Origin of the sequence: Hymenobacter lapidarius, assembly GCF_001816145.1 — a bacterium.
Taxonomy (GTDB): Bacteria; Bacteroidota; Bacteroidia; order Cytophagales; family Hymenobacteraceae; genus Hymenobacter; species Hymenobacter lapidarius.
Genome location: NZ_MDZB01000022.1, coordinates 88,902 through 111,441, shown reverse-complemented (window position 1 = coordinate 111,441; position 22,540 = coordinate 88,902). Strand labels below are relative to the sequence as shown.

General features: G+C 62.3%; 18 protein-coding genes and 1 other RNA gene. 13 read left to right on the top strand and 6 right to left on the bottom strand.

Annotation, left to right across the window (positions count from 1 at the left end):
* Window positions 1-78: 78 nt before the first annotated feature.
* Window positions 79-288, bottom strand: coding sequence for a DUF1648 domain-containing protein (locus BEN47_RS22770; RefSeq protein ID WP_083321980.1), 210 nt, complete (start codon window positions 286-288; stop codon window positions 79-81).
* 193 nt (window positions 289-481) lie between these two features.
* Between BEN47_RS22770 and BEN47_RS01125 the strand changes: the two genes are divergently transcribed.
* Together BEN47_RS01125 and dgt are read left to right on the top strand one after the other, a co-directional pair.
* Window positions 482-3,466, top strand: a complete 2,985-nt coding sequence (locus tag BEN47_RS01125) for a M1 family metallopeptidase (RefSeq protein ID WP_070724355.1) — start codon at window positions 482-484, stop codon at window positions 3,464-3,466.
* 14 nt (window positions 3,467-3,480) lie between these two features.
* On the top strand, window positions 3,481-4,860 hold the full coding sequence (dgt, locus tag BEN47_RS01120) for a dGTP triphosphohydrolase (protein WP_083321979.1): 1,380 nt from the start codon (window positions 3,481-3,483) through the stop codon (window positions 4,858-4,860).
* 28 nt (window positions 4,861-4,888) lie between these two features.
* On the opposite strand, the gene BEN47_RS01115 is transcribed toward dgt, so the two are convergent.
* The 3 genes from BEN47_RS01115 to guaA form a co-directional block, all read right to left on the bottom strand.
* Window positions 4,889-6,370: a S41 family peptidase gene (locus BEN47_RS01115; RefSeq protein WP_070724353.1), complete on the bottom strand. Its 1,482-nt coding sequence runs from the start codon at window positions 6,368-6,370 to the stop codon at window positions 4,889-4,891.
* Window positions 6,371-6,399: 29 nt separating this feature from the next.
* Window positions 6,400-7,146, bottom strand: coding sequence for a type 1 glutamine amidotransferase (locus tag BEN47_RS01110; RefSeq protein ID WP_070724352.1), 747 nt, complete (start codon window positions 7,144-7,146; stop codon window positions 6,400-6,402).
* A 161-nt stretch (window positions 7,147-7,307) separates the two neighbouring features.
* Complete coding sequence (gene guaA / locus BEN47_RS01105; RefSeq protein WP_070724351.1) at window positions 7,308-8,843, bottom strand: glutamine-hydrolyzing GMP synthase; 1,536 nt, start codon at window positions 8,841-8,843, stop codon at window positions 7,308-7,310.
* A gap of 218 nt (window positions 8,844-9,061) precedes the next feature.
* On the opposite strand from guaA, the gene ffs reads away from it, so the two are divergent.
* The 5 genes from ffs (at window position 9,062) to BEN47_RS01080 (ending at window position 12,044) form a co-directional block, all read left to right on the top strand.
* Window positions 9,062-9,159, top strand: an RNA gene (ffs, locus tag BEN47_RS01100) — signal recognition particle sRNA small type.
* A 199-nt stretch (window positions 9,160-9,358) separates the two neighbouring features.
* Window positions 9,359-10,015 carry a fructose-6-phosphate aldolase gene (gene fsa, locus BEN47_RS01095; protein WP_070724350.1) on the top strand — a complete coding sequence of 219 codons (657 nt, stop codon included), beginning with the start codon at window positions 9,359-9,361 and terminating at the stop codon, window positions 10,013-10,015.
* Between the two features lie 99 nt (window positions 10,016-10,114).
* Window positions 10,115-10,318, top strand: coding sequence for a fructose-6-phosphate aldolase (locus BEN47_RS01090; RefSeq protein ID WP_070724349.1), 204 nt, complete (start codon window positions 10,115-10,117; stop codon window positions 10,316-10,318).
* A gap of 84 nt (window positions 10,319-10,402) precedes the next feature.
* Complete coding sequence (locus tag BEN47_RS01085) at window positions 10,403-11,089, top strand: cell division ATP-binding protein FtsE (RefSeq protein ID WP_070724348.1); 687 nt, start codon at window positions 10,403-10,405, stop codon at window positions 11,087-11,089.
* A 52-nt stretch (window positions 11,090-11,141) separates the two neighbouring features.
* Window positions 11,142-12,044, top strand: a complete 903-nt coding sequence (locus tag BEN47_RS01080; RefSeq protein ID WP_083321978.1) for a glycosyltransferase family 2 protein — start codon at window positions 11,142-11,144, stop codon at window positions 12,042-12,044.
* Between the two features lie 79 nt (window positions 12,045-12,123).
* On the opposite strand, the gene BEN47_RS01075 is transcribed toward BEN47_RS01080, so the two are convergent.
* Entirely contained in the window at window positions 12,124-12,972 is an 849-nt protein-coding gene (locus BEN47_RS01075; protein WP_070724346.1) for a DUF6565 domain-containing protein, read from the bottom strand.
* A 211-nt stretch (window positions 12,973-13,183) separates the two neighbouring features.
* On the opposite strand from BEN47_RS01075, the gene BEN47_RS01070 reads away from it, so the two are divergent.
* The gene (locus tag BEN47_RS01070; protein ID WP_239691458.1) at window positions 13,184-14,338 is read left to right on the top strand and encodes a DegT/DnrJ/EryC1/StrS family aminotransferase; all 1,155 of its coding nucleotides are present in this window, start codon (window positions 13,184-13,186) and stop codon (window positions 14,336-14,338) included.
* A gap of 9 nt (window positions 14,339-14,347) precedes the next feature.
* A complete protein-coding gene (locus tag BEN47_RS01065) occupies window positions 14,348-15,373 on the top strand; it encodes a Gfo/Idh/MocA family protein (protein ID WP_239691457.1) in 1,026 nt (341 codons plus the stop codon).
* Between the two features lie 31 nt (window positions 15,374-15,404).
* On the opposite strand, the gene BEN47_RS01060 is transcribed toward BEN47_RS01065, so the two are convergent.
* Window positions 15,405-16,355: a DUF3078 domain-containing protein gene (locus tag BEN47_RS01060; protein WP_070724345.1), complete on the bottom strand. Its 951-nt coding sequence runs from the start codon at window positions 16,353-16,355 to the stop codon at window positions 15,405-15,407.
* Between the two features lie 201 nt (window positions 16,356-16,556).
* Between BEN47_RS01060 and BEN47_RS01055 the strand changes: the two genes are divergently transcribed.
* The 4 genes from BEN47_RS01055 to BEN47_RS01040 all read left to right on the top strand — a co-directional run bounded on the left by BEN47_RS01055 (window position 16,557) and on the right by BEN47_RS01040 (window position 22,539).
* The gene (locus BEN47_RS01055; RefSeq protein WP_070724344.1) at window positions 16,557-17,015 is read left to right on the top strand and encodes a BLUF domain-containing protein; all 459 of its coding nucleotides are present in this window, start codon (window positions 16,557-16,559) and stop codon (window positions 17,013-17,015) included.
* A gap of 42 nt (window positions 17,016-17,057) precedes the next feature.
* A complete protein-coding gene (locus tag BEN47_RS01050; RefSeq protein WP_083321975.1) occupies window positions 17,058-20,051 on the top strand; it encodes a PD-(D/E)XK nuclease family protein in 2,994 nt (997 codons plus the stop codon).
* A 117-nt stretch (window positions 20,052-20,168) separates the two neighbouring features.
* On the top strand, window positions 20,169-20,621 hold the full coding sequence (locus tag BEN47_RS01045) for a nucleoside deaminase (RefSeq protein ID WP_070724343.1): 453 nt from the start codon (window positions 20,169-20,171) through the stop codon (window positions 20,619-20,621).
* A gap of 130 nt (window positions 20,622-20,751) precedes the next feature.
* Window positions 20,752-22,539 carry a chloride channel protein gene (locus tag BEN47_RS01040; protein ID WP_070724342.1) on the top strand — a complete coding sequence of 596 codons (1,788 nt, stop codon included), beginning with the start codon at window positions 20,752-20,754 and terminating at the stop codon, window positions 22,537-22,539.
* Window position 22,540: the final 1 nt, after the last annotated feature.

Sequence of the window (22,540 nt, the reverse complement as noted above, 5' to 3'; positions counted from 1 at the left end):
GGCCCTCGCCTCGCGTTACGAGAAGAACGCCAGTACCTTTCTGGCAATGGTCACGCTAGGAGCCATCCTGATGTGGCTTTAATTGTTCACACGTCCTAGCACGCTTCCCTTTTCCCCGTACCGGTCCGGCTGGCCCTCGAGTCCGTAATGCACCGGAATGGTGTCGGGCAATTGGAAGTAGCTCCAGCCAGCCAGGGCCCAAAGTAGCGCAAGCACGACCCACGCCAGCAGTTCGCGTTTTCTATCGCCAGGTGTTTGCGTAATCGACAGCTTTGGTCTTGTTTCCATTGTTGGCGCTGAACTGGCAACCAGTGGGCCACAGCCGTAAGCCGGTTGAATGTGGGTGTTCGTTGACTGTTCAAAAATAGTACAGATGCCGGGTTTTATACCCTGGGCGGGACCTCCAAGCGGCCACAGTTCGGGGACGCGCCGTAGCTTCGCCCCAAGGGCCCGGTTCTACTCCTGGCCCGCCAATTTTAGCATGAAAAAACGCATACTCTGCGGCCTGGTGGCGTTGCTGCCCGGCCTGAGCCTGGCGCAACCCGCCAAACCCGCCCGCCCGTCAGCGGCGCCGTACTTCCAGCAGGAAGTAAATTATTCCATCGACGTGACCCTCGATGACAAAACCCACCAGCTCACGGGCCGCGAGGAGCTGACGTACACCAACAACTCGCCCGCCACGCTCTCCTTCATCTGGTTTCACCTCTGGCCCAATGCCTACCGCGACAACAGCACGGCGTTTGCCAAGCAGCAGCTGCGCAACGGCGAACGCAAATTCCAGTTCGCCAAAGCCGCCGACCGCGGCTACATCGACGGGCTCGACTTCAAGGTGAACGGGCAGGCGGCCAAGCTGGAAGTTGACCCCAACAACCCCGACATGGCCAAGCTGCTGCTGCCGCAGCGGCTGGCGGCCGGGGCCAGCGTGCGCATCAGCACGCCGTTTCGGGTGAAGATTCCGGCGTCGTTTTCGCGGTTCGGGCACGTGGAGCAGAGCTACCAGATAACGCAGTGGTTCCCCAAGCCGGCGGTGTACGACCGGCGCGGCTGGCACCCGATGCCCTACCTGGACCAGGGCGAGTTTTATTCGGAATTTGGCTCGTTCGACGTCACCATCACCCTGCCCGCCAACTACACGGTGGGCGCCACCGGCGAGCTGCAAAACCCCGACGAGCGCGCCCGGATGGACGCCCTGGCCGCCGCCACGGCCCTCAAGAAAACCGCCAAGGACTTTGGCACCGACCGGGCCTTCCCGCCTTCCGACGCCGCCACCAAAACCCTGCGCTACAAGCAGGGCCGGGTGCACGACTTCGCCTGGTTCGCCGACAAGCGCTTCAACGTGCTGAAGGACACCGTGACGCTGGCTTCGGGCCGCACCGTCACTTCCTGGGTGCTCTTCACCAACAACCAGCCCGAGCAGTGGATAAAGGGCCTGCAGGACGTGAATGACGCCCTTACCTACTACTCCCGCTGGGTGGGCGAATACCCCTACTCCGCAGCCACCGCCGTGGATGGCGCCCTGAGCGCGGGCTCCGGCATGGAGTACCCCATGGTGACCGTGACGCAGCCCAGCGCCATTATCCACGAGGTGGGCCACAACTGGTTTTACGGCATTCTGGGCAGCAACGAGCGCGACTTTCCCTGGCTGGACGAGGGCGTGAACAGCTACGAGCAATTGCGGGTGGAAGGCCGCGAAAACCCGCAGGCGGGCATTCTGGGCGACCTTTATAAAAGCCCGAAGGCCGTTTCGTCCCTGGGCATTGAAAACCTACCCGGCAGCGCCCTCAACCTCCTGCCCTACCAGGTGATGGCCAGCCGCGGGCTCGACCAGCCGGTGCAGGGCCCCGGCTCGGCCGCCTACGGCCAGGTGAACTACGGCGTGATTGTGTACTTCAAAACGGCGGCGCTGATGAAATACCTGGCCGGCTACTTGGGCCAGGCTACGTTTGACGATGCAATGCGTGCCTACTACACCAAGTGGCAGTTCAAGCACCCCTACCCCGAGGACATGGAGGCGGTATTTGAAGAAATCACCGGGCAAAAGCTCGACTGGTTTTTCCGGGAGATGCTCACCAACACCCGCGAGTACGACGCCGACATTTTTGCCACCCAAATAATCGGCGACGTGGTAAAAGTGCTGGTCCGCACCGACTCGCCGGTGCTCTGGTCGGTGCCCGTGTCCACGGTGGATGCGCAGGGCAAAGTCCTGCAGACGCTCTGGACCAAGCCCTTCGGCGACCCCGAAGACGAGGACCAGACCCAGCTTGATTTTCGCCGCGAAAACGTGGCCGCCGTGGTGGTAGATGCCGAATACCTCACGCCCCAGCTCAACCGCCGCGACGACCGCCTGAAACTGGCCGACGGCAGCTTCCGCCGCTGGGAACCCCTGCGCCTGAAGCCCCTGCTGAGCGTGGAGCGTTGGGACCGGTCAGTTATCAACTGGGTGCCCGTGCTGGGGGCCAACACCTCCGACAAGCTCATGCTCGGGGCGGCGTTCTACAACGGCTTGCTTACCACCAAGCGGGTGCAGTACCTGGCCATGCCCATGTACAGCTTCAGCCGCAACGAGCTCAACGGCATCGCCTCGCTCAACCTCAACGTGCTGCCTGCCAAAGGCAGCCGGCAGGTAACCACCGGCGTCACGCTGCAGCGCTTTGAGCGCTACCTTAAGCTGGAGCCCAGCATCACGGTGGTGCTGCCGCATTCGGCCTACGACCAGCCCCAGCACCGGTTCAAACTGTCCACCACGTCCGTCGATGACCAGGACCGGGGCGTGACCAACGCCATTTCGGGCGAGTACGCCGTGCGCGGCGGCAACGCCCTGCACAGCTGGACAGCCCACGTCGAGCTCAACCAATTCGACAACAAGCCCACCGAGCTCGCGCGCACCGGGTCGGCGCTGCTGCTCCGGGCCCACGCCACCTACGAGCGGTTTTATTCCCCTAAGAAACGGGCGTCGGTTCGCCTTTTTGGCGGGCGCTTTCTCACCCAGTCCAGCAACCCGGCCTTTGTGCTGGGCCTGAGCGGCAGCCCCGACTACCGCCGCCAAACCGCGTTCCTCGACCGCCAGCAGATTTCAAACAGTGTCACCGCGCAGCTGCACCAGACCGATAACCGCGACGGCGCTTTCAAAGCCTATGTCCCCGTTGTTAGCAGGGAGTGGCTCAGCACGCTCAACCTGTACGCTGATTTGCCGATTACCAAACTGGGGGTGTTTGCCGATTTTGGCGTGATTGCCGAACAGCGTCAACTGCACCCCAACCTCCCGGCCCAAGGCCTGTTCTACGACGCGGGCCTGGCGCTGCCCATCGTCCGCAACGTGCTGGAAGTGTACCTGCCCGTGGCCGGCTCGCAATACAAAAACGGCCTGCCCAGCAGCCGCAAGGACTTCACCGACCGCATCCGCTTCGTGCTTAATCTCAATCAAGCCAATCCGTTCCGCTTGGCTGACGAGAAACTGGCGCAATAATCCTCCCCGACTTCATGCCTTCCATGCACTGGCCCCAGCTGCTTTCGCAGCGCCGTTTCCCCGACCAGCAGCTGCCGCCGGCCAGCGCGGCGCCCGTGCGCGGGGCCTTCGTGCAGGACTACGACCGGGTGGTGTTCAGCTCCGCTTTCCGGCGCCTGCAGCGCAAAACCCAGGTGATGCCGCTGCCCGAAACCGACTTCGTGCACACCCGCCTCACCCACTCCCTCGAAACCGCGGTGGTGGGCCGCTCCCTGGGCCGGCTGGCCGCCCGCCACCTGCTGGAAGATGATGCCGCTCTGGCCCAGCTGCTGCCCAACCTCGACCAAGACTGCGGCGACATTGTGGCCGCCGCCTGCCTGGCGCACGACATTGGCAACCCGCCCTTTGGCCACTCCGGCGAAGATGCCATCAGCAGCTACTTCGAGAGCGCGGCCGCGGCCCCGTTTCTGGCGCCGCTCACCGCGGCTCAGGTTGCCGATTTGCAGCACTTTGAAGGCAACGCAGCGGGATTTCGCATTCTCACGCACACCTACGCCGCCCACAGCACCGGCACGGCCGGCCTGGGCCTCACCTACGCCACGCTCGGGGCGTTCACCAAGTATCCAAAGCCCAGCATCGTGCCCGCCGAGGCCCGCACCGGCGGCGCTTCGGAGAAGAAGTACGGCCACTTTCAAACCGAAAGCCTGCGCTTCCAGCACGTGGCGGCAGAGCTGGGCTTGCTGCCGAAAGGCGACGTGGCACTGGGCTTCACCCACCGCCACCCGCTGGCATTTTTGGTTGAAGCAGCCGACGACCTGTGCTACCGCATCATCGACTTTGAAGACGGCTTGAAGCTGGGCCTCATTGAGCCGCAAACCGGCCTGGGCCTGCTCAAAAAGATGCTCAACGACCCGGCCGGCCGCGTGGGCAGCGTGCAGTGGCACGACTGGCGCGAGGAACTGGGCTACATCCGCGCCCGCCTCATCGGCAAGCTGGTGGCCGAAGCAGCGGGCCTGTTTGCCCAGCACGCCCCCGCCATCCTACGCGGCGAATACGACCAGCCCCTCATCAAAGAGCTGTCCTGCTGGGCTGATTTGCAGGAAGTGCAGCGCCTCAGCATCGAAAAGCTCTACCGCAGCCGCCCGGTCCTGGAAATTGAAGCCGCGGGCTTCGAAGTACTAGGCGGCTTGCTAGATGTCTTCCTCACCGCCATTTTCGACGCCAGCCAGGGCCACCGCAGCCGCAAGCTGCTGTTGCTGCTCCCCGAGCAATTCCGCGCCGAGGGTCATCAGGCTGGCGTTTCGGCCTATGAGAAAATCCTGCTGCTCACTGATTTCGTGGCTGGCATGACGGACCAGAACGCGCTGAGTTTATACAAGACCATTAAAGGAATTGAGCTACCGAAAGGGTTTTAGCGCAGTGTAAGGGCGCGGCTGGGCCACCTCACCGCCGCCCGCGCAAAATGCGCGGGGGTTGCAGCAGCACTGCGTCAGTGCGCGAGGCCAACTGGCGAGGCGTGGGAATAATTTCGATGTCCGGGCGCACGCCGCGTCCTAGTTGGGGACGGGCGCACGCGCTCAACAGCCGGAAGTGCGGCAGCTGCAGCACCAGCTGGGTTTGGGGCAGGGCGATGGCCGAAATAATGCCGCCGTTTGCGCCCGCCTCTGCTCCCCCACTCTCCTGGCCCAGCACGGTTATGTGGCGCTGGGCACGCAAGCTGGCAGCAAAGTTGGAAGCCGCGGAAAAGGTACCGCCGTCCACCACAACCGCCACTTTCCCGCGAAAATAGTCCTGCCGGTAGGGCGTTTGCTTACCCACGGTGGCGGCAGCGAAACCAAATAGGCCGTTCGGCAGGCGCTTCACATTCGTGGTGTCAAAGGCCGAGTCGCTGTCCTGGCCGAGCGGCATAAAAGACGGGGCAAAAACGGGAGTGAGGGCGCTTTTGGTCAGTGCAAAGTCTCTTTTGAGCAAGTACTTCAACAAGTCAATGGCAATGGCGTTGTTGCCGCCCGTATTGCCGCGCAAGTCAATAACCAGCCGCCGGACCTTCCGCTGCGCCATTTCCGCGAACACCGACGCATGGTAGTTTTTGTAGTCTTCCAGCTCATCGTAATCAAAGCTGCTGATGCGCAGAATAGCGGTAGCAGGAAGGCCAGCGGGGTAGCTCAGTGAGCGCCGGCGCGCCAGTTGCCGGTCCCGCTGTTGCGCGGGAGAAAGGGGCATCTTTGCCGATGGTGTGGCAGCAGCTGAAGCAGGCCGTTGGAGCTGGGGGCTGAGCCGCCGCTGCTGGCCCGTACTGTCTTGGACCAGCAGCTCGTAGGTGGGCTTGGCTTCGTACAACGACCAATAGGTATTATCGAAAAACCCCGCTTCAAGCTGCTGGTCCTGAAATCCGAAGCCGTAGCCGTCGCCCGATAAGCGGACGCGCATGCCGGCCAGCACTTCGCGGGCCGGGTGCCCTTCAATGGCCAGCAGCTCGGTGCCGGGGCGCAGGGTGGGGTCAGTGCTTTGGTTGGCCGCTACAAACAAGCGGTTTTGGCGAATTGCGACTGTAAAAGGAAAGATGTAGTGCGGTTGCTGGCGAGACCACGCCCGGTAGGCAGGCGAATGTTGGAGCCGCGTGTGTCCGCAATGCACCCGCGCCACCACCGTCTGCAGCAAGCCCCAGTACTCCTCCTCGCCCATCTGATGCGAGAGGGCCGCCGCGGTGCGTTCAAAATAAAGGTCCAGCGAGTCTTTGGGAGTGTACCAGTACAGGCCCGGATGCGCTTCCTCCAGGGCCCGGCGCAAAAACGCAAAGTCAGCTTGCAGCTGCGGTACCGAGTAGCGGGTGGCGGGGTCGTAGGGCAGCTTGCCAGCATTTTGGGCAACCGCCCCAAAATTGATCCATAGGCAACAGGCACCAATCCATACTTTCTTCATCATCAGAGTTAAAAGCTGTCGGGAAAGGTGAATCAATCCCTAGGAATGTCACCAAATGTATCGTCGTTACTTTCATTTTCGTGCAGCGCCACCAGATTCTCCAGCAGCGCTTCCAGCAGCTTCCTCCCCTTCCACACTGATTTGAGCTTGGCCCGAATCTGCTCGGCGGTCTGCACAAATTCTTGCTCCTCGGCCGTTTCGTGGCCTTCAAACGCCATGAGCTGCTCCACCATGGACACCGTCATTTCGGGGTGAAACTGCAGACCGATGATGCCATCGCCCCACACAAACCCTTGGGTGGCGCACCCCGCCGACATGCCCACCCGAATGGCGCCCGGCGGCACCGTGAATGTATCCAGATGCCAATGCAGCACGGCCGCCTTTTCGGGCCAGCCGCGCAGCAACGGGTGCTCCAGAGCCTTGGCCGAAAAACGCACCGTCCAAAAGCCTATTTCCGGCTCGTGGTTGGGCCGAACTTCCGCCCCGAGAGCCTCCGCCACCAGCTGCGCACCCAGGCAAATGGCCAGCGTCACCTTTCCAGCCCGCAACACTTCCCGAACGAAGGCTTTTTCATTTACCAGCCACGGAAAAGTAGCCTCGTCGTGCACGCTCATGGCCCCGCCCAAAATCAGCAGCCCATCAAACTCGTTGAGGTCCGGAAATACTGGATTTAGCTCGAAAAAACTCGTAAACGTGAGCACATGGCCGTGCGCCGCCAGCCAGTCGGCGGCGTGGCCAGGTCCTTCATTAGGCAGGTGTTGGAGGCAGTGCCAACGCATATAGTACACGAATTAGATAAGAGCTTACACGTAAAATGTCATGCTGAGCGCAGCCGAAGCATCTCGCGTGCCATCACTAATCATAACGATTGAGTTACTACCACACGCGAGATGCTTCGACTACGCTCAGCATGACGTTCTAAAAAAAATCAAAAGGCGCCTTACTCCCACTCAATCGTGGCTGGGGGCTTGCTCGAAATATCGTACACCACGCGGTTGATGCCGCGCACTTGGTTGATGATTTTGTTGCTCACCTCGGCTAGAAAATCGTAGGGTAGGTGCGCCCAGTCGGCGGTCATGCCATCTACGCTGGTTACGGCGCGCAGGGCCACTACCCGCTCGTAGGTGCGCTCGTCGCCCATTACGCCCACGCTTTGCACGGGCAGGAGCATGGCACCGGCTTGCCACACCTGCGAGTAGAGGCCGTGCTCTTTTAGCAAGTTGATAAACACGGCATCGGCGCGCTGCAGCAGGTCCACTTTCTCGGGGGTGATGTCGCCGAGGATGCGGATGCCCAGGCCGGGACCAGGGAACGGGTGGCGGTTGAGAATGTCGGCGGGCAGCGCCAGCGCAGCGCCCACTTCGCGCACCTCGTCTTTGAAGAGCATCCGCAGCGGCTCTACAATTTTCAGGTTCATTTTCTCCGGCAGGCCGCCCACGTTGTGGTGGCTCTTGATGGTGACCGACGAACCGTGCACCGACACCGACTCGATAACGTCGGGGTAAATAGTGCCCTGGGCCAGCCAGCGGGCGCCTTCCACCTTCTGCGCTTCGCGGTCGAATACCTCAATGAAAGTGCGGCCAATGGCCTTGCGCTTGGCTTCGGGGTCGGATAGGCCAGACAAGGCGGCGTAGAACTCGGGCGCGGCGCGCACGCCGGTCACGTTCAGCCCCAGGCCTTCGTAGGCCTGGAGCACCGTCTCAAATTCGTCTTTGCGCAGCAGGCCATTATCTACAAAGATGCCGTGCAGGCGCGGGCCAATGGCGCGGTGCAGCAGCAGGGCCGCCACGCTGCTGTCCACGCCGCCGGAGAGGCCGAGAATTACCTGGTCGTCGGGGCCAATGGTGTTTTGCAGGGCCAGCACCGCTGAATCCACAAAGTGGTCGGGCGTCCAGGTTTGGGCGCATTCGCAAATATTCACCACAAAGTTGGCCAGCAGCTGCTTGCCTTCGGTGGAGTGCGTCACCTCGGGGTGAAACTGAATGCCGTAGGTGTTTTGGCCTTCAATTTTGAAAGCAGCCACCGCCACCTCGGGCGTGCTGGCAATGATGTCGTAGCCGGCGGGCAGCGTCTGGATGGTGTCGCCGTGCGACATCCACACCTGCGAATCGGCGTGCATGCCGCGCAGCAGCGGCGACGCCTCGTTGAGCTCAGCCAGGCGGGCCCGGCCGTACTCGCGGATGGTGGCCGGCGTGACCTCGCCGCCGCCCTGCTGGGCCAGCAGCTGCGCGCCGTAGCACACGCCCAGCACCGGCACCTGGCCGAGCAGGTGGCTCAGGTCGGGATTGGGCGCGTTCTCATCGCGCACCGAACAGGGCGAGCCGGAAAGAACAACGCCCCGAATATCCTCAGTTAAAACGAGGTTCGGGGCGTGGGTGTAGGGGTGAATTTCGCAAAAAACATGCAGCTCGCGAATGCGGCGGGCTATCAATTGGGTGTATTGCGAGCCGAAATCCAGAATGATGAGTCGTTCCATGCCGCAAAGCTAACCACGGATTAGCACGGATTTTAGCGGATTTCACGGATTTTGTGCCCGGCTGCACGCTTCAAACCTGCGTTTGGTGGCGCCACTAATACGGGCTATTTGCAAAACCTTCAATCCCTTACACGCTACTAACGTGGGAGGCTGCGTACCCGCCGTCTATAAAATCCGGGAAATCCGTGCTCATCCGTGTTCCGTGCATTACCTTTGCATCGGCAAGTCAGAACGACCAGCTCCCGCTGAACTCCCCCAGGACCGGAAGGTAGCAAGGGTAAGTGGTTGTAGCGGTGCGATTTTGGCTTGCTTTTTTTTGCCCTTTCGTGTCGGCCCCGGCGCTGCTCTGTTCCGCATTTTGGCGGCCCGTTGAGTAGCTTTGGGGCTGATTCTTTTTTATTAGCTGTTAGCTAATAGCCGTTAGCGGAAGCCTTAAATCGGCTTTTAGCTTCTGTTCTGATAGCTTGCTTTGGTAAGTAGCTAACAGCTAATAGCTAACAGCTAATAGCTCAAGTATGAAATTCTTCATTGACACCGCCAACCTCAACGAAATCCGCGAAGCTGTAGAGCTGGGCGTGCTCGACGGCGTGACCACCAACCCGTCGCTGATGGCCAAAGAAGGCATTCGCGGCATGGACAGCGTGATGGCCCACTACCGCCAAATCTGCGAGCTGGTGGACGGCGACGTGTCGGCCGAGGTGATTGCCACCGACTACGAGGGCATGATTCGCGAGGGCGAAGAACTAGCCGAGCTGCACCCCAACATCGTGGTGAAAGTACCCATGATTAAGGACGGCATCAAGGCCATCAAGTACTTCTCGGATAAAGGCATCAAAACCAACTGCACGCTGATTTTCACGGCCGGACAGGCGCTGCTAGCCGCCAAAGCCGGCGCTACCTACGTGTCGCCCTTTGTGGGCCGCCTCGACGACATCGGGCACGACGGCTTGCAGCTGGTGGAGCAAATCGTGCAGATTTTCAGCAACTACGGCTACCCCACCGAAGTGCTGGCGGCTTCGGTGCGCCACGTGCCGCACCTCATCCAATGCGCTGAAATTGGCGCCGACGTGGTGACCTGCCCACTAAACGTGATTACGGGCCTGCTCAATCACCCCCTGACCGACAAGGGCCTGGCCACGTTCCTGGCCGACCACAAGCGCGTTAATTCTTAACGCTTAATTAAAAATTGAGAATTAAAAATCAAAAGCTTTCGGTTGATTTCTTGTAGCGGCGATAATTCCATTTTTAATTCAAAATTCTTAATTCACTCCATGTACATCATCAAAGTAAAGGGCAAGGCCAAAATTCCGGACTACATCCAGCTCCGGGACGAGGCCTTTGTGCTCATTGCCTACTTCCGGGCCGACCGGCCGCTGAAGGACCTGCACCGCTACGGCCTGGAGGGCAAGGAAGTGGCGCTGGCGGCGGTGATTGCGGATTTGGAGTTCGGCAAGCTGCGGCCGTTAGCGCTGTAGCGTGCCGGCCGGGCAGCGGCGCTTTTTGTATTTTCAACTTCCCTGGCGGCGGCTTCGCGCCGCTGCCGTTTGGCCAGTTTTTCTATGTCCGAGAACGTTATTGAGCTGCACGATGCCACGATAATGCAGGAGCAGCAGGCGGTGTTGCAGGGCGTGACTTTTACGCTGGAGAAAAGCGCCTTTGCCTACCTGGTGGGCCGCACGGGCGCGGGCAAGTCCTCGCTGCTCAAAACGCTGTATGCCGACCTGCCTCTGCAAAGCGGCAGCGGCACCGTGGCCGGGTTTGTGCTGCCCAAGCTGCCGGCCGGCAAAGTGCCGTACCTGCGCCGCCGCCTGGGCATCGTGTTTCAGGATTTCCAGCTGCTGTCGGACCGCTCGGTGGCCGAAAACCTTATGTTCGTGCTCAACGCCACCGGCTGGAAGGGCAAGGCCAAGAAGCAGCAGCGCATCAGCGACGTGCTCACCCAAGTGGGCCTCAACGGCGCCGCCAACCGCATGCCGCACCGCCTCTCGGGCGGCGAGCAGCAGCGCGTAGTTATTGCCCGGGCCATGCTCAATGAGCCCGTGCTCCTGCTGGCCGACGAGCCCACCGGCAACCTCGACCCAGACGTATCGGCCAGCATCATGCAGCTGTTTGGGGAGATAAATAATGCTGGCACGGCTATTCTGATGGCCACGCACAACTTCCAATTGATTGAGAAGTACCCGCACCGGGTGCTCACCTGCAAGGACGGGGAGCTGCTCGATTCGGCTAGGCCACCTCGGATTTAGCCCGATTGTCGGCCCGGATTCGCTGTCGGCTTGTTGTTAATGGTTACGTAGCATGGCGCCTGGGCTGTCGGTATTGATTCCTGTTTTTAATTGGAACGTCAACCCCTTGGTTGAGGCGCTGCTGGCGCAGGGGGGCGACTGGCCAGGACCGGTCGAAATCATCTTATTGGACGATGGCTCCCGCGAGGAATTCCGGGTGCTAAACCGGCCGCTGGCCGCGTGGGCCGGCGTGCGCTACCGGGAACTGGCGCAGAATGTGGGGCGAGCCGCCATTCGCAACCAACTGGTGGCGGCCACGCAACACCAATGGCTGCTGCTGCTGGATAATGACAGCCTGCCGCCCGATGCCCACCTGCTGGCCCGGTACGCCGCGGCCCGCACCCAGGCGCCGGTCCTCATTGGGGGCACCAGCTACGCCCCTACCCAGCCGGCCGATGCGGCCCTGCACCTACGCTGGCTCTACGGACGAGAGCGGGAGGCACGCCCCGCCGCCGTGCGGCAGCTGGCCCCACACGGACAGCTCACCATCAACAACGCCCTGATTCGGGCCGATGTACTGACCCGCTATCCGCTCGACGAAACCCTGAACGGCTACGGCCACGAGGATACCGCCCTGGGCCTTGCCCTGGCCAGGGCGCAGGTGGCAGTGGTGCACCTCGACAATCCGGTGTTGCACGCGGGCCTGGAACCGGCCGCGGTATTCCTGCAAAAAAGCGAAGAGGCCGTGCGCAACCTGGCGCAGATGCACCACCACCCAGGCGACGCCACCGAGTCCCGGCTGCTCAAAACCGCCGGGCAGCTGCATCGCCTCGGCTTGGCGCCGGCCGCGCGGCACCTGCTCAAGACGCTGGCACCCATCCTTCGGCGTGGGCTGCTTTCACCGTGCCCACGCCTTGCCCACCTCGACTTATTGAAGCTTTACTGGCTTCTGGTGGCACAGAGCCGCCGCGTGTAGGGCTGCTATTCACACAAAAATGCCGGTTCCCAGCACTTGGCTGAAAACCGGCTTTTCGAAGGACCGTTGCGGTCGGAAATTAGTTTTTCTTGTCGTCTTTGCCGTCGAATACGTCTTTCACGGCACCGCCCACTTTTTTGCCGGCCTGCTTCACATCGGCGGCGGTGTTTCTGGCGGCCTGGCCTACTTTACTGCGCTCATCGGCGGTTTCGGCTTTTATTTCTTGGGCTTCGCCGCTCACGGCGTTGGCTCCCTGGGCAGCGCGGCCCTGGGTTTTATCCCAGGATTTGAAAGCGGCGTACTTCAGCTTCTCCTTCTGAATCTCAGCAAGGTCTCTGGCAGAAATGTCGCCTTTCACTTTGTCGTAGGCTTCATCCAGGGCACGCCACTCGGCGTTAATGTTGCGCCAGTCGTCGAGGTCGTAGCGCTCCTCGTTCCGCTTTATGTCGCGGGTAAACGCCTCGTAAGTGGCGCGGGCATTGGCAGCCGTGAGCTGGGCAGCGGGCCGGGTGGGCTTGTAGTACTGGCCCATTTTCATGGCGCCGGCGGTGCCGCCCGTGGCCCGGGCGTCCCAGTTAGCCTGGCGCCGGTCGTAGGCGGTGGAGTAGCGGGTGCGCAGGCCGTCTATTTCCTGGCGGCGGGCTTCGTCGTATTCGCTGGAGTACTTATCAACGGCAGCCAATTTGGCGTCGAAGTCAGCTTTCAGCTGGGTGCTTTCCCGGTCGTAGTCGGCGGCCACTTCATTGGCTGCCGCGCTGGATTTGGCTTCGGTTTGCTCCACGAAAACGACCAGGTCGTTGTACGCCTGGTCTCTTTCGGCTGAAACCTCTTGCTTATCCGCCTGCGAGCAGCTGGTGCTGGCAAAACCGGCGCCGCCCAACATCAAAAGGGCAGCCAGGGAGTGGAGGGTGAAGTATTTTCTGAACATAACGCAGGGGAAAGAAAGGGGGAGAAAGATGTGTTTTCGGCAGCATTGACGCTCCCAAGTGCCTTTTTAACGCAATGTTTTGCCGGGAAGTTGTCGCCCCTCCCGGCGCACGGCTTCCACCAGGCAGGCGACGCGCCACTGCGGCTGGCGCAACAGGGCGGCTGTGGCGGGGCAGTCCTTTATCTTTGGACACCGATTTGCTGCTTGTTCCGTGTCCATTTTACCCGCTCCGCCCACTCCTATTCACCTGCTCGACCTAGCTGGGGAGCACGCCGCCATGCAGCCGGCATTGGCCGATGCCCTCCGTGAGACCATGGCCGGGGCCGCATTTATTCAGGGGCCGGCCGTGGGGGAGTTTACCACAGAGTTGGGCGCCTACCTGGGCGGCGCCCACGTGGTGCCGTGCGCCAATGGCACCGACGCCCTCACCCTGGCCCTGATGAGCCTGGAGCTGCTCGCCGGCGCGGAGGTCATTGTGCCGGCTTTCACCTACGTGGCTACCTTGGAAGCAGCGGCGCTGCTGGGCCTGCGCCCGGTGCTGGCCGATGTAGTCCCCCATACCTTCAACTTGGACCCCACCGCCGTAGAGGCCGCCCTCACGCCGCGCACCGGGGCCATCATCGCCGTGCATTTGTATGGGCAATGCGCCGATTTGGAGGCCCTGCGCCGTATTTCCACGCAGCACGGCGTGGCGCTGATTGAGGACAACGCCCAGGCCATTGGGGCCTCTTACCGTTTCGCCAGCGGCGAAACCGCCTTTGCCGGCACCGTGGGCGAAGTAGGCACTACGTCGTTTTTCCCCTCTAAAAACCTGGGCGCCCTGGGCGACGGTGGCGCCCTGCTCACCCGCGACCCGGCCCGCGCCGCCCTACTCCACCAGCTGGCCAACCACGGCCAGAGCCAGAAATACCATCACCAGCGCATTGGCCTCAACTCGCGACTCGACACGCTGCAAGCCGCTCTGCTTCGCGTGAAGCTGCAGCACCTGCCCGCCGCCACCGCCGCCCGCCAGGCCGTAGCCGCCCGCTACGACGCGGCATTAACGGGCATTTCGGGCCTGCGCGTTCCGGCCCGTGACCCGCGCAGCACGCACGTTTTTCATCAGTACACCATCACGGTAGCGGACCCCGGGCGCCGGGCTGACTTGCAGCACTTTCTGCAGCGCTGTGGCGTGCCCACCATGATTTACTATCCGCTGCCGGTGCACGCACAGCCGGCGTACACCTACTTGGGGTACCAGGCGGGCCAATTTCCGGTGGCCGAGCGGCTGTGCGCATCGGTGCTGTCGCTGCCAGTGCATCCGCGGCTGACGCCGGAGCAGCAGGCGTACATTATCGAATGTGTTGGCTCTTTCTTTGGGAATTAATTCTGCCTAGTGAGCCTACCTGCTATCCCTGTTCGTTTCGCCATTTGCGGCGTGGGCCACATCGGCCGCCGCCACGCCACGCTAGTTTCGCGGCACGCCGGAGCCGAAGTAGTGGCCCTGGTTGACGTGCGCCCCGAGCTGCAGGCCGACTTAGCGGCCAGGTTTCCCGGTGTGCCGTTTTTCCTTTCGCTTGAGGATTTCCTGCAGCACGGCCCCGCTGCCGACGTCCTCACCGTGGCCACGCCCAACGGGCTCCACGCGCCGCAGGCGGTGGCGGGCCTGCGCCACGGCCTGCACGTAGTTATTGAAAAGCCCATTGCTCTGACCACCGCCGATGCCGAAACCATTGTGCGCACGGCTCGGGAAACCGGCAAGCTGGCCTTCGGGGTGATGCAAAACCGCTACTCGCCGCCCGCTGCCTGGCTCAAGCAGGTGGTGGACGAGGGCCGCCTGGGCCAAGTGTTTCTGGTGCAGCTCAATTGCTTCTGGAACCGCGACGCCCGCTACTACCAGCCCGGCAACTGGAAAGGGACTCGAGCCCTGGACGGCGGCACGCTCTTCACCCAGTTCAGCCACTTTGTGGATTTGCTGTACTGGGTATTCGGCGACATCACCAATATCTCGGCCCGCTTCCGCGACTTCACCCACGCAGGATTGACGGAATTTGAGGACAGCGGCCTCGTGACCTTTGATTTGGTGCGCGGCGGCAGCGGCACCCTCAGCTACAGCACCGCCGTGTGGGACCGTAACCTCGAAAGCAGCCTCACCGTGGTGGCCGAGCGCGGCAGCCTGCGCATCGCCGGCCAATACCTGGACAAAGTCGAGTATTGCCACTTGGAAGACTATACCTTGCCCGACCTCGCCCCCACTAACCCCGCCAATAATTACGGCGCCTTTCAGGGCTCCGCCGCCAATCATGTGCAGGTCATCGACAACGTGGTGGATACCGTGCAGCAGCGCAGCTCTGCCACGACCAATGCGCTGGAGGGCCTTAAAGTGGTGGAGATAATTGAGCGGATTTACGCGCTACGGTAATTGCGTCGGCGTAATAGATACCAGTCACTTCCTATTTCTTCTCATCTATAAAGTTCTGGAAAGCGTAGGCGATGCCGATGGTGAGGCCCTGCGAGTACTGCAGGCCGGCGTCCTGGTCGAAGTCGTAGAGGCCGATGCCGTTGAGGGCGACGTTGACGTATTTGCCCACTTTGGCGGTGAGGCCGAGGTCGAGGCGGTGGTCAATTTCTTTGCCGTTGAGGTTGGCGTAATTGGCGAATAGGACGTAGCGGGCCTTGAGGGCCACGGCGGGGCTGAGGGGCTTGTCGTATTCGGCCAGGATTTGGGCGGCCAGGACTTCCCAGCGGGTGCTGTGGCCGGGGTTCACGCCGTAGGGCGTGTCGCCGAGCACGGCCACAAACCGCTCGGCGCGGTTCACCACCGTGAGGCGGGGCGCGAAGGGCGCCAGGCGCACCCGAAACGTGGGGTTGGGGTGGTACTCGAAGCCGTAGGCGGCAGTGAGGAAGGCAGGCGCGAAGAAGCCGGACACCTGCCGGGCGCGGTCGTTGCCCAGGGCATCCTTGTCGTACTTGTAGCCGCCGGCGAATTGCGTGAGCAGGTTCAGGGAGAGGAACATATTCCAGTCGGTGCTGATGGCGCGGCCGTACTTGGTGTCGAGGTAGAGGCGGTCCTGGCCCTTGCGGTAGCCCAGGCCGCGGGTTTCGGAAAAGGCAAAGAGGAAGTCTGACTCGTTGTCGAAGGAGTGCACGCCGAGCTTGCGGTTAGCTTTGAGATTGGCCAGGGCGTTGAAGCCGATGGTGTTGACTCCTCCCCCGCGCCAGTTGGTGCTCAGCAGGGACTCGTTGAGGCCGAGGCTGGCTTTGCCGGATTTGCGCCAGAGCGGCGGGGCCGGCGGCGGCACGGCACGGACGGTATCGGCGGGGAGCACTACCTGAGCCTGGCCGCGGCCGGGAGCCGCCAGCAGCCCGAGGCCCATTGCAAAAAGCAGTAAAGAAGCACGCATAAGGCAACTATAGAATACAGGTGAGGGGCCAAAGAAAGGAACAAAGCCCGAATCCGGGACGGCCGGGCAGGCCCGCCGGGGCTTAACCTGGACCATTTGGGTGCGCCATTATTTTTTGTAATTTGCTGTATGATGTGCTGGGCCGGTTGGGGAGGCGCCGGAGGCACTGAGCGGGTCTTTATACACTTCCTTGCTGCCGTCATGGTACTCTATCAACTCATCTATCAAAGCCAGTCGCTGGTGCCGTTTGAGACGCCCGAGCTTGAGGACCTGCTGGCGCAGGCCCGGACCTACAACCTCATCCACCACATCACGGGCATCCTGCTCTACACCCCCGACGGGCGCTTTATGCAGGTGCTGGAGGGCCAGAAAAGCGTGGTGCGCAACCTCTACTACAACCACATTCTGCTGGACCCGCGCCACTACAACTGCCGGGTGCTGACCGACGGCCCGGCCATCCTCCGCAGCTTTAGCACTTGGACCATGGGCTTCCGGGCAGCCACCGCGCTGGACTTGCGGACCCTGCTGTGCACCGTGCCCCCCGATACGCAGGGCCCCCTGGAACCCCGCCCCCACACCCGCCCCGAGCTGCTGGAGCTGCTGCAGGAGTTTGTGGAAAGCTGCGAAACCGAACCCTGGCTGGAACACCCGCGGGCGTAGGGCGGGACGGTGCTTCGCGCTGCTGCCGGTATCTTTGGGGCCATGCCCGCCCAGCCCACTACCTACCCCGTTTCTACCACTGCTTTGCCCGGTGGGGCACCCGTCTCCTTCTTGGCCGGGGTGGCCCGCGAGCTACTGGAGCGCTACGGCTCCGGCCCGCTCGATGAGCTGTCTGACCTGGTGGTGGTGGTGCCCACGCGCCGCGCCGTGGTATACCTCAAAAACGAGCTGGCTCTGGCCCTGCCGATGGGCGCGCCGCTGTGGGCCCCGCGCGTGGCCGCCATGGAAGACTACATGGTGGAGCTGGCCGGCGTGCAGGTGGAGGAGCCCATTGCGCTGCAATTGCTGCTGTTCGACCTGCTCAAGCACATCGACACCAGCCTGGAATTTGACCGATTCGTGGGCTGGGCGGGCCTGCTGCTCAGCGACTTTTCCAACCTTGACCAGAACCTGGCGCCCACCCACAAGGTGTTTGAATACCTGAGCCAAGCCAAGGCGCTGGAGCGTTGGAATTTGGAAGCTCTGCCCGAGAAAAGCAAGGCCGCCGCGCACTCCTTCAGCTTCTGGGACCAGCTCGAACGCGTGTACCTGGAGCTGCAGCGGCGCATGAAAGCCACCTCCCTCGCCTACCCCGGCCTGGCCTACCGCCTGGCCGTGGAGAAGCTCGAAAAGTACCTCCTCGACCCCGCCGCGGCCGAAGTAGCCCGCCACGTGTTCGTGGGCCTGGGCAACTTGTCTAAGGCCGAGGAGAAGCTCATTCGCTTGCTCATTGGGGCCGGGCGGGCCGAAGTGCGCTTCGACGCCGACCCGTTTTACCTGGAGGAAGACTCGCCGAACCGGGCCGGGCAGCACCTGCGCCGCTACTTTAAGAACTGGAACCTGCCCCGCGAGCACATGGGCGGCGGCACCGAATGGCTGCGCGGCCAGCCCCGCCACGTGCGCTACCTGGGCGTGGCCAACCCCAGCATGCAGGGCAAGCTGGCCGGCCAGCTGCTGGCCGAAGCCCGCCGCCAGTACCCCGACGCCACTGTGGCCGTGGTGCTGCCCGACGAGACCCTGCTCCTGCCCGTGCTCCATGGCCTGCCGCCCGACGAAGTGCCCGACTACAACGTGACCATGGGCCTGAGCTTCCAGGCCACGCCGCTGTTCAACCTCGTCGATTTGCTGTTTGAAGTGCACCTCACCGGCATCCGGGAAGGCAGCGCTGAGACGGGCTACGGCGTGCCCCGCTACCACCACCTGGCCGTGACCAAGCTGCTGGGCCACCCCTTTTTGCGCCGCTACCAGCAGTGGCTCGATAAGCAACCCGACCAGCCCCAGTACCACGGCGTGCTCGACCAGGTGTGCCGCGAAATCGTGCGGCTCAACGCCGTGCTGCTGCCCGCCACCGAGCTGCTGAAGCTGGGCGCGCACCACCCGCTCATCGAGGCGCTGTTCAAAACCTGGGACAACTGCGACGACATCATTCGGGCCTGCCACGCCCTCATCGACCTGCTCAAGCAAGTGTACGCCGACAAGCAGTCGGGCATTGAAGCGGAGTACCTCTACCTGTTCTACACGCTGATAAAGCAGCTGGATTCGGCGTTCGACTGCCGCGAGCAGCGCCTGTCGGTGCGCTCGTTCCGGCGCTTTCTCTACGAGCAGATGGGCCGGACGCGCCTGCCCTTTTCGGGCGAGCCCCTGGCCGACGTGCAGGTGATGGGCCTGCTCGAAACCCGGGCCCTGGACTTCGACCACGTCATCATCCTGAGCTGCAACGAGGGCGTGCTACCGGCGCCCAAAAAAGCGCAGTCGCTGTTTCCGTACGATGTACTCACGGAGTTCAAGCTGCCCACCTACGCCGATGCCGAGGCCATTACGGCTTACAATTTCTGGCGGCTGCTGCAGCGCGCCCAGCGCGTGGATTTGGTGCATGTGCTGCCAGGCGCCGAAGGCATGAAGAGCGGCGAGCGCAGCCGTTTTCTGCTGCAGCTGCAAAACGACTTGCTGCCCCAAAACCCACACATGGTGCTGGAGGACCTGACGGTATCGGTGGCTACCGCGCCAACCCCGATGGGCGTTGACCCCTACGAGGGCGACCTTATTCTGGAAAAGGACGAGGAGATGCTGGCCGCGCTGCGCGGCGTGCTGGAGCGCAACATCTCGCCCTCGCGCCTCAACGATTTTCTGGCCTGCTCGCTGCGGTTCTACTTTTCCAAAGTGGCCCGCTTTCAGGAAAACGAGGCCGTGGAAGAGACCCTGGAAGCGGGCAGCTTCGGCACCATGGTGCACGCGGCGCTGGAAAACCTGATGCTGCCCTTCGAGCAGGACGCCCGGCACATCACCGCCGCTGACATTCCGGAGCTGCTCAAGCTGGTGCCCGAGGAAGTGCGCAAGGCCCTGCGCCAGGAAGAAACCGAGAAGCACGCCCGCCCCGACGAAGGCCTGAACCACGTGTACGGGCAGGTGGCCGTGCGCCTCATCTCGCGCTACCTCGAAGGGCTGGAGCAAAACGAAGGCCTGCCCCTGCGCCTCTTCAGCCTGGAAAAAGACCTGGCCGCCACCGTGTTTGTAGACGTGCCCGGCTCGGGCAGGCTGGCCGTGCGCCTCTTCGGCAAAGCCGACCGCGTGGACCGGTTGCCCGACGGCCGCCTGCGCGTGGTGGACTACAAAACCGGCCTCGTGGAAGCCAACGACCTCAACCTGACCAACCGCGGCAAGCTCACCCCGGCCGAGGCCACCGAGCGCCTGCTCGGGGAAGCCACCTCCAGCGCCGACAAAGTGCGCCAGCTCTGGCTCTACCGCCTCATGCTGGCCAGCACCGAAAAGCGCGAAACCGAAAACACGGCCATCGTATCGATGCGCAACCTCGACAAAGGCCTGCTATCAGCGGACTTAGACTTTCTTACCCCCAACGGGGAAGATTTTGTCCGGGTTTCCGAGGAATTAATGAGTAAAATTGTGCTGCGAATCCTGGACCCAGCGGAGCCCATCCGCAAAACCGACGATTTAAAAAAGTGCGAGTATTGCCCCTACCGCGGCATCTGCGCCCGGTAATTCATATTTTCCTGTCATCCTGAGCTCGCGAAGACCTTATCACGGTCGACCAAAAGCCGTTCTGCCTTTATAAAGTCCTTCGCAAGCTCAGGATGACGGGCATTAACCACCCCACCCATGACCGACCACAACACCAAAGACGAATTCATGCAAGCCGCCATCGACGAAGCCCGCCTGGGCCGCTCGCAGGGTGGCATTCCCATTGGCTCGGTGCTTGTGCGCGACGGCAAGATTGTGGGCCAGGGCCACAACAAGCGCGTGCAGGAAGACTCCGCCATCAAGCACGGCGAGATGGACTGCCTCACCAACGCCGGCCGCCAGCGCACTTACCGCGACACCGTCATTTACACCACGCTCATGCCCTGCTACATGTGTGCCGGCACCATCGTGCAGTTCAAAATCCCGAAGGTGATGGTGGGCGAGTCGCGCACGTTCGGCGAGTCGCGGGCTTTCCTTGAAAGCCACGGCGTGGAAGTGGTGGACCTCGACCTGCAGGAATGCGTGGATATGATGGATGAGTTCATTGCCGCCGAGCCCACGCTCTGGAACGAGGACATTATGGAGCTGTAGGCCAGCACCGCATGCCAGCCGAGTGGTTCAACGGGTAAAGACACCGGTTCATCGAGCTTGTGTCTTTACCCGGCATCCGACGGCTTCGTTTTTGCGTCCCCACATACGCGTTAGCCTTTTGTTGTAGTCCATGTCCCTCCACGCCGTCCATCGCCTGTTGCGCCCGCTGCTGGTGTGGCGTGCGCGCCACATCAGCGAGCGGATGTACATGCTCATTCTGAGCGTGTTGGTGGGCTTGGGCGCGGGCCTGGCGGCGGTGTTGCTGAAAACAGCCATCCGGGCGCAGCAAAACCTGCTGCAGGGCGCCATCTCGGAACCGCAGCGCGTGTTTGCCCTGTCGCTGTATCCCATCATCGGCATCACCCTCACCGTGCTGGTCACCAAGTACTTGCTAGGCGGGCAGCTGGGCCGCGGCATTGGCCCCATCATCTACAGCACGGCCCGGGAAAACAGCGTTGTGCCGCGCTCCAAGTTGTATTCGCAGATGATTACGGCTTTTCTCACGGTTAGCTTCGGCGGCTCGGCTGGTACCGAGGCCCCGATTTCCGTGACTGGGGCCGCCCTGGGCTCCAACATCGGCCGGGTGCTGCACGTGGACCGGCGGCGGCGGCGCCTGCTCACCGGCTGCGGCGCGGGCGCGGGCGTGGCGGCCATCTTCAACTCGCCTATTGCGGGCGTGCTGTTCGCTGTCGAAACCATCTTGCTGGAGCTGCCGGCGCAGTATTTTATTCCGCTGCTCATTTCCTCGGCCACGGCCACCGTGGTATCCAAATTTCTGTACGAAGGCCAGCCCTTCGTGCTCATTACCACGAGCTGGCCCGTTGATGCGGTGCCGTTTTACATTTTGCTGGGCTTTTTCACGGCCTTTTTTTCGGTTTACATGATTCGGACCTACCATTGGTTCGAACGCTTCTTTAACCGGTGGCCGGGCCTGGACTGGCGCAAGGTGCTGCTGGGCGGCGCGGCGCTGGGCGGCCTGATTTTCTTCTTCCCCACCCTGTACGGCGAGGGCTACAACACCGTGGAGCAGCTCCTGCGGGGCCAGGCCGACCGCCTGACCGACGGCAGCATTTTCTCGGTCTACCAGGACAATAACCCCTGGCTGCTGCTGGTGCTGGTGCTGTTCAGCTTGCTGCTGAAGGTGGTGGCTACCAGCATCACGGTGGGCGCGGGCGGCAACGGCGGCATGTTTGGCTCGTCGCTGTTTGCGGGGGCGCTGGCGGGGTTTTTCTTTGCCCGGCTGCTCAACCTGAGCGGGGTGGTGCACATTCCGGAGGTGCACTTTGTGGTGCTGGGCATGGCCGGCACGCTGGCGGGCGTCATACACGCGCCACTCACGGCCATCTTCCTCATCGCAGAAATCACGGGCGGCTACGCCCTGTTTGTGCCGCTCATGCTGGTGAGCAGCTCTTCCTACCTCATCACCAAGTACTTCGAGCCTTACTCCGTGTACACCCGCAAGCTCACGGCCCGGGGCGTGGACGTATACGCCAACCGCGACCGCGGCCTGCTGGCCCAGCTCGACCCGCGCAAGCTGCTTGAAACCGATTTTATTGCCGTGCGCCCCAACACCACGCTGGGCGAGCTGGTGGATATTTTCCGCCACACTTCCCGCAATCTGTTTCCGGTGGTGACAGCCGGCGGCCGGCTCCTGGGCATTGTCAGCCTGGATTCTGTGCGGGATGCCCTCTTCGATGACGCCCACTACACCACCACCCAGGTGCGGGAGCTCATGCAGTCCGCCCGCGCCGTGGTGGGCCCCAACGACGACCTGCAGCACACCCTCGCCCTCCTCGACCGCCACGACGCCTGGGCCCTGCCCGTGTGCGAGGAAGACGGCCGCTACCTCGGCTTCATCCTGAAATCAGCCATCCTGGCTCGCTACCGGCGACAGCTCATTCTGGAAAGCGAAGCGTGAT